Source organism: Clostridium polyendosporum, from assembly GCF_018332455.1.
GTDB lineage: Bacteria > Bacillota > Clostridia > Clostridiales > Clostridiaceae > Clostridium_AY > Clostridium_AY polyendosporum.
This window is the reverse complement of the sequence record NZ_BOPZ01000014.1, coordinates 25,290-38,788: the sequence shown is the minus strand read 5'-3', so window position 1 is coordinate 38,788 and position 13,499 is coordinate 25,290. Positions and strand designations below refer to the sequence as shown.

The window sequence follows — 13,499 nt, the reverse complement described above, 5'->3', positions numbered from 1 at the left end:
CCATAAAATAGAAATCATTTCACTTACTATTAAGAAAAAATTGGTAAATTAGGATATTGTAGGTTTCCTAATTTACCAATTATCTTTTCTTTACTATTCCTACTACAACCCCTAAAATTACAACTTCTTTATCTACTAGTGATATAAATAAATATTTTGAATTCTTAGGCATTAAATATGGAATTCTCTCTTTTAAATTTAACCTTTTTAATGTAGGACTTCCATCCTTAAACAATTCAGTTATAAAGTTGTTTATGTATATACTAAATATTAGTCCATAATTCTACACTTCTTTTAACTAATTCACTATGTCTGCTTTTTAGTATTTCTATATCCCAATCCTTAAAATTTAAGATTTCCTTTGTTATAGCAAAATCACCCTTTTTAGAAATGTATTGTTCCACTTTCTGTGCAAAAGCCTTATTATTTGCCTTTGTATTCTTTGTTCCGTTTATGATAACCAAGTTACCTAACCTATTTGCCCAATTTCTTCTCTGTTCTGTAGAGAAGTTAGTTACCCAATATGCATCCTTAGCGTTTCTTGGTAATATATGCTCAAGCATTATCTTATCACTATACTGCATATCATCTTTACTTCTTAGCTCTATATCTAATCTAACTAATATATACTTTGGTATCATCATTCTTCCCTTACTATAGAATTCTATATCATTTAATGAATTCTCAAAGTAAACCCTAGTCCTTTCTAAATCACCAACAAATACATCACTCTTTAGTACGTCTTCACCTATTGATGATGCATCTATAGCTTCAAGAATACTGTATACTCTTGAAAGTCTGTCTGCAAAGGAATTTCCATTAATCCAATCAATGGTTATTCTCTTCTCAAGAACTTTTAAAAACTCAAAGGTTAGATTATCATTATTGAACTTTTCTACAAAGCTAATTACTGCAGCCATCCATTCATCAAAAGGAAGAAAGTCCTTCATAACTAAAACTAGTTTTTTATAATAGATATCTTTTTCTTTATCGCCAGTGGATAGTACACCTTCCTCTATATATTTTTCAAATATAGTTTTTACTTTATTAAGATGTTCTACAAAATTAACTCCCCTATATTCAGGTTCTTGAACAAAAATTTTCTTATTGAATTCTTCAAATATAGTTGTTGAAGCCTTCTTCTTAAGCTTCATCGCTCTTATAAAGCTTATTATTTTTTCAAGTCTTTCCTTACCTACATCTTGTTCATCTGTTTCCCACATGTCTGTGTATTTATTTCTTATTTCTTCATCTATAACTCTTAAGTTTTCACTCTTAAGAAGGTCAGCATTAGTAAGAGGAAGTCCTCTAGCATTTATTACGTTAAATAATCTAAACGCGGAAGTAAAGGAATCTGTAGTTATTACTACTAGTACAACTTTTTGGAGAATATATTTTATAAACTCATTTACTCTTTCATGCAATACTTCTCCATTTTCGTCTAAGAAGCTATTTCTAAAAACATTGATTGCTGTAAACATATTAGTTTTAGCTTCACTAAGCTCTCCCTCGTCTAATGTACATGCTTCTTCAGTTCCTCCAAGTTCTAAAACATATTTCTTAAAGAAGTCAAGTTCCTTACCCCTAACCTTTACTCTTATACTTTCCTTAACTCCCATAAGCTCATTTGGCTGTTGATATATTAAGGAAGATAGTACATTTTTATATTGATTATTGTTTATTAAATCTCTTATAGTCGCTATTAACATAATTATTGAGGTTAATCTTTGTTGTCCATCAATAACATCATATAATCCCCAGCCATCATCCTTATATTCTTTTGAGCAAAGCACTATACTACCTATAAAATATGGCTCATAACTTTCAAAATTATCTCCATATTCTTCTTTATTTACTTCAATAGAACTAATAATATCATCTATTAGTTGTTGAAGATTCTCTTTTGTCCATGAATATGCTCTTTGATAATCTGGAATTTCAAAAAGAAATTTATCACTTAATAAATCCTTTATGTAATACTCCTTAGCCTTTATCATTTCCGTAAACAAAGCCATTCCCCCTATATTTTAATATCAATAAAAAAAGCCTCAAAAAGGCTTTTTTAGTATCTTTTTCTGCTAAAATAACAGAAATATTATACCAACTATTTATTGATTTGTCCAAAGTTATCCTCTTTATAAATTTTTTCACATAAAACTATAACTATTTAATTTTAATACCTGCTAACTTCATAAGATATACAGCATTTCTTGTAGTGGACCTACCCCTTCTAAGTTTATAATCAAATTTTATTTTATTATCTTTATAATACTCCCTAAAATTATAATTAATCACCGATTTATTCTTACCTTCCAAATCACAAAGTTCCAAATCATGAGTTGATACAAACCCTATAGCACTCTTTTCACTAATCTGTCTTATAAGTATTTCTGCTCCCGTGTGCCTATCTGCAGAATTAGTTCCTTTAAAAATCTCATCTAGTAGGAAGAATACTCTTTCCCCTCTTTCCACTGCCTCTACCAGCATCTTTACCCTAAGTATTTCCGCATAAAATGATGATATGTTCTCCTCCAAATTATCTCCTGTTCTCATTGATGTATAGATATTAACCACAGGACATTTAAAACTCTTTGAAAAAGTTGGAGCTCCCATATATGAAAGTAGAAGATTTATCCCAACCGTTCTCAAGAATGTACTTTTTCCTGACATATTTGAACCCGTTACTAACATTATTCTTTTTTCCTTATCAAGGTTAAAGGAATTCCTAACTGCTTTTCCTCCCAAAAGTGGATGCCCAATCTCGTCTCCTTGGAGTATTAAATCATCAGTGATTTCAGGATAGGTCCATTCATAATGATCTCCACTTATATTTGCTAAGCTACACAATGCTTCTATCTCTCCTAGAGTTTTAAACCATCTATTAATGTTAGCTGAATTTTTTCTTCTCCATCTTTCAAGTCTTACAAGAAGGTGATAATCCCAAAGAAGAGCTACATTAATAACTATGTACACCATATTTTTCCTATCCATAATAGCTGCTGCTATAGAATTAAGTTCTTTCAATTCTCTTGAAAAATTACTTTGATCTAAACTTTTCAGCTTATCTTTTAACTGCACTAACTTTTTACATTTAAACTCTTCTTTTTCTATTATTTCAAGAAGCCTAAAGTAGGTAAATATTTTATTTTTGAGCTCATAAACCATATTTAAAGCTTCATTTCTTTCTTTTGTACCAAGCTTTAGAATCAGAAAATTAAGTAATGTAATTCCTAACGGTATAGAGCTTGGTATTTTTCCAGTGATAAAATATAACAATGTTATTGAAAGCAATGCAGCTGGACAAACTATAAGCATCATAGTCATGTAATTTTTAAGAATATTTTCATTCCTTTCCATTGACCATTGTATGAAAGTTGATGTATTGCCAAAAGTATTATCTTTTAACCTACCTTCAATCTGAAGCTGCTGCCTAAAATCAACCTTACATCCCAGCTCTTTTAACGCTTCTTGTCTTTTTAAAATTTCATTCTTATTTGGTAATTCTTTTAAGCTTAATAATTCTCTAAGCACTTCTCTTCCAAAGCTTGTAATTGTAGCATTTATCCATTGAAATAAGGAATTTTTACCAAATACATCCAGATCATTAACAAACGGATGTTCACTACTTTTCAGATCTTCTCCACAATCGTTGAAATACTTCCACTCACCCTCTATCCTTTGAAGTGATTGCTTATTTACTTCAATATAAAGCTCTTTTCTTTTCTTCTCTTCAAGTTTTTGTGAATGAAAATATGCAATTATTATAAATAATATAACCATTCCTAAAATTTCAGACGCAATATATATTTTTTTATCCATTTTATAAAGAATAATAGTAAATAGTACCATAGATATAGATATAATAAGTCTTAATATACTAAGATTATTACATAAGTTTTTCAACACTAAAAACTCTTCTTCTCCTTTAGATATCCTGTCATAATAAAAATTTTTGTCCACAAGTAATCATCCTCTTTTCAAGATATTTACAATAATTTTATCATATTATAAACTCGTTTACATCATAAAATTAATAGAAAATTTAACTAAGCCCTTAGCTAGTTAACCTGTAAAAAACACTATAGAATATAATTTTAATATCTCAACTTTTCTAACAACACAAAATAAAAATGACCAGGCACCATGCCTGCTCATTTTTAGCCAGATTTTACTTTGTAAAATAGCAACGAATAAAATTTAAGAATAACTGCATTTTTAATACTCACTACAAGATTCTAAATCTGTTATCCAATATATTACTTTAAACTATTATAAACAACATCCAAATTGTATTTCATACTTTCAACGTAATCTCTTCCATCCTCTTTACTTTCTATGGTATAAATCTTTTCTACCTTAGCTCCAACTTCCTTTGCGAGGGTTTCAGAAACCTTAGGGCTTGCAAATTCCTCCATAAAGATAGTTTCTATTTTATTCTCCTTGCTGAATTGAACAAGATCTTTAAACTTTTGAGGTGTTACTTCACCTTCAGCAAAAACATCTTCAACACTTTTTTGTGTTAAATTAAAATCTCTACAAAGATATCCAAAAGCTTCATGGCCAGTTACGAAATCTCTATTCTTTAGTTTATTAAATCTCTGTTCATTTTCATAGTAAAGCGTATCAAGTCTTGAAGCAAACTCATTAAAGTTTCCTTCATACTGTTCTTTATTTTTTTCATCTATTTTAATTAATGCATCTTTTATGTTTGCTGCTTGATTTTTAGCTTGTTTAAGACTAAGCCAAAGATGTGGATCTATCTTTCCTTCTGTAGTTATTGTTGACGCTCCCTTTGAACTATCTACTATTTTTATTCTATCCTTATCTTGAATAGTACTAAGAACTTTATCAAGCCATTCCTCCATACCTAAACCATTATAAACAAAAATATCTGATTTATTAAGCTGTACTAAATCCTTACTCTTTGGTTCAAAATCATGAGGCTCCATTCCTTCTGGAACAAGAGTATCAACCTCTACTAGTTCCTTTCCTACTGCTTGTGCAAATTCCTTAAGTGGATTTATTGATACCATTATCTTAATTTTACCACTTTCCTCCTCTTTATCCTGCTTAGTACATCCCACTACCCCTGTTAAAAGAGTTAATGAACACATTAAAGTAATGATTTTTCTTATCATATTTACACTCCTTTTGCAAATGAATTGCATTTCTATTTAAAGTATATATCCCAGAAAAATTATTGTCAATATTTAGTTATTTAATACGTATCTAATAAAAATTATTAGTAAATTTAATTATCTTTATCAAGTTTCCTAAATAAAACTGAGTAGGCATAAAGCCTACTCAGTTTAAATCAGATTCTACTTTTTAAAATGGTAAGAAATCAAAAACATGAACAGCATCTTTATTGTTTTTATTTTAAAACTGGCTCCACTGAGCACTTTGTAGTATATTTCTCCATAAGCTTTTTAGTATCAGCACTAGATTCTTGAATTATCTGCTTTTCTTCACTAGTCAACCCAGCAATAATTGCACCATTTATTACATCTTCAGTTGGAATTATTTCATAAGAAAGTTTTCCATTAACTGTACTTTTCTTTACCCATGTAGGCATGTAATCTGAATAAGTTATTTCTATTTTACCAGTTTTAAAATTCTTTTTTATTGCTACATTTACTATAATTCCATCTTCTGTATACCTGCTTTGTCTCTGAGAAGAAATGAAATTTCCCTGAGAATATATTATGAAGGTATCTTTTCCAGATATATCTGAATGTATAAAGTCCATAGGCTCTAACACATGAGGATGTCCTCCAAAAATTACGTCCACTCCAAGATCTGCTAACTTTTTAGCTACCAACTGCTGCTCTTTTGATTGAGTTCTCTGATATTCATTTCCCCAATGCATAGAAAATACTAGAACTTCTGCTCCATCCTTTTTCATCTCTGAAACCCTATTTTCAAGTTTTTTATATGTTTCATCAAGATTAGAAAAATCTATTAAATCAATAAGAGGATCTATGTTCTTAGGCACTGGAATACCATTAACAGTTCTTAGTCCATTTATTTTTCCATCTTGATAAGAAAAATTTGCAATTCCCACCTTAATTCCTTTAATATCTTTTATAATATAACTTTTCTCATCATTCGATGCTTTAACTCCAACTATCTCTAGACCCTTTTCTCTAACAACTCTTACTGTTCTAAAGAATCCCGCTTCTCCAGTGTCCATTCTGTGATTATTTGATGCAGTTAAAACATCAACACCTGAATCTTTCAGAGCATCAACAATTTCATCAGGTGTATTGAATGTAGGATATCCTGAATAAGCTCTCTCTGCTCCTCCAAGAGTTGTCTCTAAATTTGCTATAGTTAAATCACTTTTCTCTAAATACTTCTTTACATATTTAAACTGAGGCTTAAAGTCATAACTCTTGCTTTTTTCATCATAAGCAGCCCAAAAAACAGTATTATGAATCAAAATATCTCCAACGGAAGAAAGATTTATGGTTTCAACTCTCTCTTCCTCCACCTCTTTCGCTTCTTCTAATTTCTCAGTACTATTTATCTTCGCTGCTTCAACAGCCTGATCACCTTCTTTAGTCTTCTTCCCTTGATCATTAAAACATCCAGAAAGTGTCACTCCTATCATTAAAGATAAAATTAATAATATTAATTTTTTATACATCCCACATCAACCTTCTTTTTGTATATATTACATTTAATAACTATTATACCATATTTGCTTAATGAAATTCTAAAAAAGGTTTGTCCTAAAAGTGTATAGTACTTTTAGGAACAAACCTAATTCTCATTATATTCTAATTATATTCACATTTTCTCTATTCTCTAGAAACTCCATTTCTCTTTTTTGGCAGCTAAAAATAATGATTTGTTTATTTTTAGAAATTTTATATAATTCTTCGAGAACCCTTTTTATTCTTTCATCATCATATTGCACAAAAGCATCATCAAGTATAATAGGAACCATTTTATCACTAAATATTAAATCAATAAGTGCAAGCCTTAAAGAAAGGTATACCTGATCCCATGCTCCATTACTTAAATAATCTACATGTAAAAGATTATGCCCTTCCTGATCAGTAACCCTTACCTCATAGCTTTCGGATACTTTAACCTCATTATATCTCATGTCAGTAAGAGCTTGGAGGTGTTCTGCTACCTTTTTATTCAAGAGGGGACCAAAACTTTTTTGAATTTCTTTAAAAGCTTCATTCATAGTTTCCTGAGCGATGTTAAGAGCCATTAATATTTGCTCGTTTTCTTTTATTTCTGTTCTAACCTGCTCTAAATCTTCCTCGATAACATATAACTTCCTTCTTCCCAAAAATTTGTTTTTAATGGAATGTTCCACATCCTTTATTCTCTTTTCACATTCTAAACGCTCTTCATTCTTCTCTTTAAGTTCTCTTTCTATATCTTCTTCATTTTCATAAGAATACTCTAGGTTTTCGTTTATTATCTCCTCAAGCTCGTGACTAATTAAGTCTAAATCTCTATCCTTTAAAAGAATCTTATACGTTTCCTCCACATTCCTTAGATTTCCCTCAATTTCTTCACGCTGCTTAATTTTACTTTTAATAACTTGAAGTTCTTCTGGGATATTTTCTAATGATAAATGTTCTAAATTTATGACTTTTAATCTTTCATATATAAGTTCTTTTTTTCCCTCTATATCAGTTCCTAGATAATCTACTGAGGATTTAAGAGCCTTATACCGAAACTCTAATTCCTTGCACTCTTCCTTTATTTTTTTATACTCCTTAAGCTTTTCAATAAAATGTTCTATTGAATTGCAATCAGTTAGAGTTAATATTCTATTAATAGCTCTCTGATTTTCATTGCAAACTTTTATAAGTTCATTCTCATTCATCAAATTTTTTTTATTTTCCCTATCTCTAATCTTATCTTTTAAAAATTCGATTTCTCCCTTAAATCTATCATATTTTTTTATTAACATAATAAAATCTCTATAATTCTCTACTCTCACTCTATTAAAGTAATTAGTAAGTTTTACTTCTATTTCGTGAATATTATCCTGAAGTAATTGTAACCCTTTTAACTTCATACTATCTTCTTCTATCTTTTTAAGAAAAAAAATATAATTCATTCTATCTTTAATAGAGAACAAGAGTGCTATTGTAGAAAAAATTAATAGAATTAAAGTCACTGGAAGAGCTACAATCTTAAATATTCCTAAAGCTGATAATATTATAATTAGAGCACCACAACTTAAAGTAATCAGTTCATTATTTGCAAGTTTGTTTTTTAGTTTATATTTTTCACTTTCTACATCATAACTCAAGATAGATTCTATCTCTACTCTAAACTTTAATTCCTTTAATTTATCTTCATACTCTGATAGTAAAATATCTATTTCTTCTCTAAATTCGTCTATTAAAGCACCTTGACCAAGAAAATCTTTCTTATCCTCTAGTTCTTTGTGTAATTGTTCTATTTCCTGTTTAATTTGACTTAAAGTCTTAAGCTTTTCTTCAACAATATCATTTTCCATAGAAATCTTCATGATCTTTTGTTCCATATCTTCTTCAAAACTATTAAAAGGTCCAAACGCTAAAAATACTTTTTCTTTTTCAGAAAGCTTTTCTAACAGCTGTTCTTCCTCTTTTTTTCTCTCTCCATAAACATCCATAAGACTAAAAAAAACAGATATTTCCTCTTGAATGTTATCAACAAAGTCAAAGTTTATAATACCTTGTTCAGTTCTTAATGAACAATCCACTTCTTCCTGTTTTTTTTTGAGTTCCTGGCTTTTTTTTAAATAATCTGTGATTTCTTTATATTCCTGCTTAAGCTTAATCTTCTTTAAATACTTTTTATAAAGTTCAAGTCTTTTTATCTCCTTTTGGAGAAAAGTTCTATGTTCCTTAAGATCTATAAGAGCTCTTTCACTCTCTATATTATCCTCTGAAATCCTCAAAGCTTCCATTCTTTCTTCTGTTAAATTGTGTAATCTTATCTTTAAATTATCCAATTTACCATTTTTTCTTTGAGTAGTTAGCTGCTTTTTAAGTCCCTCTAGAGAAAGAAGTGCTCTTTGAAAGGATACATTTTCATCACCACTCTGAAAAGCATTGGTGATTTTATGCATCACTTCATCATACTTACTACTAGTTACCCCTCCTCCTAACTGCTTTATGAAAAGAGTATTTTCAAAAGAGGTAGCGTTTATTTCTAAAAACTTTTTTCCAATATCATCAAAAATAAAATCTTTTATTTCTTCTCCTGTTATCTCATCTAAAACTTTAACTTCATCTTCTTTCTTTGTAGTTCCAAATTTTCTTTTTATAATATATCCTCGGCCATCATATTCAATATGTAGCTCTCCTTCTCCTTTTCCACTCTTAAGAGAAAGAAATTTCATCCTATCATTAGTCTTAATATCTTTACTTCTTTTACTATTTAACCCATATAACGATGCTTTTATAAAAGATTGTAGAGTACTTTTTCCTGATTCATTAGCACCATAAACGATGTTTATTCCTTCTTTAAAGTATATTTCTGTGTCCTTAAGCTTTCCAAAACTTTTTACTCTTATACTTTTAATTTTCATCCAGTCTCACATCTCCCTCTGAAAGACTTTGTATACCAAGCTTTAAGGCAAGAGTTAATATCTTCTTTGTTTCTTCGTTTGATTCTTCCTTTATGCTTTTCAACAATTTTCTAGCATATATTCCTTTTATTGAAAATTCCCTTGAAAGTTCATCAAAATCAATTTTTAATGAAGTATTATCTTCCATTTTAAAAAAATAAAAATAATTCTTAAGCTTTTCTTGTAAAACATCTAAATTTATTATAAAATCCTCTGTAAGTTCGCCCTTTAAAACTATCTTATAAAGATTTTCTTCTTTTTTATTATCTTTAATTGATAATAAGATTCTTTCTTTAATTTCCTCATAACTCTTACAATCTGTTACATCTACTTGTTCAATGAAATACCTTCTCTTACAAACTGATATAAAACTTAAATTTGCATAGTTAATTCCTATTTCACCTAAGATAATTCCCTTATCTCCTGTTTCATCAAAACCTCTTCCTTCAGGACATCCACTGTAGGCATAATAAGTATTACCAGCTCTTTTTATACCTGAAAAGAAATGTCTATGGCCTAACGCCAAGTAATCAACTCCACACTTTTCTATATCATCAATAGTTATTGGATTATATTCATTCCCACCTTCACTTGAAGCTACATCTCCATGAAGTATCATAAGCTTTATTAAATTTTTATGTTTTTCTTCACTCTTAAAATTCTTAAGCATTGATTCTTTAACATAACTTGTACCAAAAGAAGCACCATAAACCACAGTACCAAACTCTTCAATTTCTATTGCTTCAAAGGTATCACTAAATATGTGAACATTTTCAGACCATTCTATCAACTCATAAAAGGATTTTTTATTGAAAGGATCATGATTTCCTGCTGCAATAAAAACTCCTATATTTTTTATTTCCTCAAACTTCTTTCTAATAAAATCCAAAGTGCTTTTTGTTACACGCAAATTATCAAATAAATCTCCTGCTATAAAAATCAAATTAACTTTTTCTTTTCTACCGAAATCAATTATATTAGAAAAAATCTCTCTTAATTCTTCCTTCTTAATCTCTGCCAAAGAATGTGGAAGTTCACTAAATGGGGTATCAAAATGTAAGTCTCCACAATGAAGTATTTTAATCTTATTCACTTTAATCACCTTGCCGCACATCACTCAAATTTGTAATTTTTCAAAATAATTTCAGTTAAAACTTACAGAACTAGCTCAAGTTTAATATTTTTCCTCAATTGAACTCTTGTTCTGATTTTAACAGAAAATAACAATAAATAAAAGAGGCTCTACAGCCTCCTTAACTTATTACTTATATAAAGTTTTTCCTAATTCAACCTTGTATGGATAAACTTCTTGTACAGTTTTTCCAAGTTTTGAAGCAAACTCTTCTACATTTATTTCTTTAATGGCAGTACCATCTTTAAATACCTTCATATTATAAATACTACCGTCATCGTTAATTAAAAATTCACCTGGATAAGTTGTTCCATCATCAAAAGTAACAGTTCCGTTTTTCCATCCCATGGCTTATTCCTCCTTGTTTCTGATATGTGGAGAATTTTATAAACTAAATACATTACTATTATTTAAAAAGAGGCACAATATCTATTGTGCCTCCCGGTATTAGAATACTACAGCCTTTCTGGTGGTACATCCTCACTCATAAGTAATGCCCCTTTCTTCTTGCGTGATTACGTTAGTTGATCACACTTCGGATTAGAACAAGGCTCTAAAATAAGTAGTGTCTCGCGCCTTTTTCTACTTTAAGTGGCTTTCATATTCTTCTACCATTCTTTTTACCATTTCGCCACCTACGGAACCACATTGTCTTGCAGTAAGATCTCCATTATACTCAGAAAATGGAACGCCTAGTTCTCTTGCTACTTCTGTCTTAAATCTTGATAGACCCTGTTTTGCTTCGGGAACTAACATTCTTGATCTTGCCATCACCGATTCCTCCTTTGGCTTAGAAGTGGTACATAAACACCACAATCTTGATTTCTGATTGCTTCTGATGTTTACACTATTATCTTAACCAAAAGAGAAGTTATTAATCTATGTAATTTAATCCAATTAAGGTATTTTTTATTTTTACTTATTGTATTATTTACTTATTTTACATATATTGGTTTATTTTTACAAAGTGTAGTATATGACATTAAATATAATATACTAACAAATGCATAACTGAATTTATAAAATAGTAGAAAAAAAGAAGCTATCCCAAATATATTTTTAGGACAGCCCATTTTTAAATTATAAAGCCTTATATTTAAATTGACCATCTTCCTTTATACTGAAAAAGTCAGAGTAGTCTATTTTGAAAATGTTCTTATTTATATTTGATATATCTATTTTATTCTTTACAATATACTGCAATACTCCACAATAAGATATATCTCCTACCAAAATTGCTCCATATACTATTCCATCCTTATGAATTATTTTTTTATAAACATCTTCTGTCTCAATAATATCTACAACATAGCTGTTGTCTGGAGCTTCTACAATACCTAAGGACACACATTCTAATCCTAAGAAGTTCATAGAGTTTCTTAAAGCAAAGGTATCCTCAAGATATTTTTTATGTCCAGTCATATTGTATGCAGCAACAATGCCCTGTTTTACCGCAATGGGCCAAATTGGAGCAGTAAAGGTTACATCTCCTGCAGCATAAACATCCTTAGCTGAAGTACTGCATGTATTATCCACTACAATACCTCTTTCAATTTTTATACTTTCATTTTTTATAAAGCCTACATTGGGTCTAACTCCAGCAGCTACAACTATCATGTCACATTCTATTTCAGTTCCATCTGAAAGCTTTACCTTATCTACAAATCCGCCTTCTTTTAATATTACTTCTTCTAACTTTACTGAAGTATATATTTCTATATTTTTATCCTTTAAAAGCTTTTGGTATCTATTAGCTGCTTTTTTATCTAATTGAAGAGGAAGTATTCTGTCCCCCATCTCTACAATTGATAGACTTATATCTCTTTCCATAAGACCTATCGCAGCATCTATGCCTACAAGTCCTGCTCCTAATATTACTGCTTTCTTCGATACTTTTATTCCTTCTTCAATATTTAATACATCATCATAATCTCTTAAGGAGTAAACCCTTTTAGCTTCTCTTAGATTTTTAACTGGTGGAATAAAGGAGGAAGCTCCTGAAGCTATTAAAAGTTTATCATATTTTTCTGCTGAATTATCCTCTAACACAAGTTCTCTTTTATCTATATTAATATCTATAATGCTTTTGTTTTTTATCCATGTTACGCGGTATTTAGAAAAAAAATCTTTATCTACAAATGAAATTTTTTCTAAATTCCTTCTACCACCAATCACATGATGAAGCATGCATCTTGAATATACATTAGTGTCCTTTGATATAACTGTAATTTCACTGGAATTGTCTAATTCTCTTAGAGTTTTTGCAGCATTAACTCCAGCAGCACTAGCTCCTATTATTACATACTTCATTATACATTCACCTCCTGAATATATATTGCACCAGTTGGACAGTTTTCCACACATCTTGGGACCTCTCTCCCATTACATAAGTCACATTTCACTACAACTTTTTTAGTTTCTGTATCAGGTTTTAATACTCCATAAGGACAGGACATTACACACATAAAGCATGAAGCACATTTTTCTTTATCATAAGAGACCACACCGGTATCCTTATTCTTAGTCATGGCACCACTCATACAGGTAGTAACACACTCTGGTTCGTCACAGTGGCGGCAGAATATAGGAACTGGTTTCCCTGTACCATCTAAAGCAATATGGTTTCTTCCTTCATTTTTAATATTTTCAAGATCTACATCCAGCATAGACTTACCACTGTCATTGTGCTCTGCAGCACAGGCAATGTAACAGTTTAAACAAGAAATACACAATTCCTTATTTATCATAATTCTCTTCATAAAAGCACACCAC

The 13,499-nt window shown here is 29.9% G+C and carries 11 protein-coding genes; all 11 read right to left on the bottom strand.

Translation table 11 applies throughout. From position 1 onward, the window contains the following. Positions 1-263: 263 nt before the first annotated feature. Entirely contained in the window at positions 264-2,009 is a 1,746-nt protein-coding gene (locus CPJCM30710_RS09255; RefSeq protein WP_212903892.1) for a DUF262 domain-containing protein, read from the bottom strand. Then, entirely contained in the window at positions 1,984-2,124 is a 141-nt protein-coding gene (locus tag CPJCM30710_RS09250) for a hypothetical protein (RefSeq protein WP_212903891.1), read from the bottom strand. The genes CPJCM30710_RS09255 and CPJCM30710_RS09250 overlap by 26 nt, the downstream gene beginning before the upstream one ends. 39 nt (positions 2,125-2,163) lie before the next feature. Then, positions 2,164-3,960 (bottom strand): MutS family DNA mismatch repair protein, encoded by a 1,797-nt coding sequence (locus CPJCM30710_RS09245; protein WP_212903890.1) that lies wholly within the window; start codon positions 3,958-3,960, stop codon positions 2,164-2,166. Positions 3,961-4,256: 296 nt separating this feature from the next. Continuing rightward, positions 4,257-5,138, bottom strand: coding sequence for a metal ABC transporter solute-binding protein, Zn/Mn family (locus CPJCM30710_RS09240; RefSeq protein WP_212903889.1), 882 nt, complete (start codon positions 5,136-5,138; stop codon positions 4,257-4,259). A gap of 236 nt (positions 5,139-5,374) precedes the next feature. Next, a complete protein-coding gene (locus tag CPJCM30710_RS09235; RefSeq protein WP_212903888.1) occupies positions 5,375-6,649 on the bottom strand; it encodes a CapA family protein in 1,275 nt (424 codons plus the stop codon). A 126-nt stretch (positions 6,650-6,775) separates the two neighbouring features. Beyond that, a complete protein-coding gene (locus CPJCM30710_RS09230) occupies positions 6,776-9,556 on the bottom strand; it encodes an ATP-binding protein (RefSeq protein WP_212903887.1) in 2,781 nt (926 codons plus the stop codon). Next, a complete protein-coding gene (locus tag CPJCM30710_RS09225) occupies positions 9,546-10,688 on the bottom strand; it encodes a metallophosphoesterase family protein (RefSeq protein ID WP_212903886.1) in 1,143 nt (380 codons plus the stop codon). Before CPJCM30710_RS09225 ends, CPJCM30710_RS09230 begins: the two co-directional genes overlap by 11 nt. Positions 10,689-10,856: 168 nt before the next feature. Continuing rightward, entirely contained in the window at positions 10,857-11,075 is a 219-nt protein-coding gene (locus CPJCM30710_RS09220) for a hypothetical protein (protein WP_212903885.1), read from the bottom strand. A 234-nt stretch (positions 11,076-11,309) separates the two neighbouring features. Beyond that, positions 11,310-11,498 carry an alpha/beta-type small acid-soluble spore protein gene (locus CPJCM30710_RS09215; protein WP_212903884.1) on the bottom strand — a complete coding sequence of 63 codons (189 nt, stop codon included), beginning with the start codon at positions 11,496-11,498 and terminating at the stop codon, positions 11,310-11,312. A gap of 309 nt (positions 11,499-11,807) precedes the next feature. Then, positions 11,808-13,037 carry an NAD(P)/FAD-dependent oxidoreductase gene (locus CPJCM30710_RS09210; protein WP_212903883.1) on the bottom strand — a complete coding sequence of 410 codons (1,230 nt, stop codon included), beginning with the start codon at positions 13,035-13,037 and terminating at the stop codon, positions 11,808-11,810. Then, on the bottom strand, positions 13,037-13,486 hold the full coding sequence (locus CPJCM30710_RS09205) for a 4Fe-4S dicluster domain-containing protein (protein WP_212903882.1): 450 nt from the start codon (positions 13,484-13,486) through the stop codon (positions 13,037-13,039). Before CPJCM30710_RS09205 ends, CPJCM30710_RS09210 begins: the two co-directional genes overlap by 1 nt. Positions 13,487-13,499 lie beyond the last annotated feature (13 nt).

What these genes read in the sequence shown, in the direction of transcription:
- CPJCM30710_RS09215 (WP_212903884.1), bottom strand. Translation starts at nt 11,498, where the DNA reads ATGGCAAGATCAAGAATGTTAGTTCCCGAAGCAAAACAGGGTCTATCA.
- CPJCM30710_RS09220 (WP_212903885.1), bottom strand. Translation starts at nt 11,075, where the DNA reads ATGGGATGGAAAAACGGAACTGTTACTTTTGATGATGGAACAACTTAT.
- CPJCM30710_RS09235 (WP_212903888.1), bottom strand. Translation starts at nt 6,649, where the DNA reads ATGTATAAAAAATTAATATTATTAATTTTATCTTTAATGATAGGAGTG.
- CPJCM30710_RS09205 (WP_212903882.1), bottom strand. Translation starts at nt 13,486, where the DNA reads ATGAAGAGAATTATGATAAATAAGGAATTGTGTATTTCTTGTTTAAAC.
- CPJCM30710_RS09230 (WP_212903887.1), bottom strand. Translation starts at nt 9,556, where the DNA reads ATGAAAATTAAAAGTATAAGAGTAAAAAGTTTTGGAAAGCTTAAGGAC.
- CPJCM30710_RS09240 (WP_212903889.1), bottom strand. Translation starts at nt 5,138, where the DNA reads ATGATAAGAAAAATCATTACTTTAATGTGTTCATTAACTCTTTTAACA.
- CPJCM30710_RS09210 (WP_212903883.1), bottom strand. Translation starts at nt 13,037, where the DNA reads ATGAAGTATGTAATAATAGGAGCTAGTGCTGCTGGAGTTAATGCTGCA.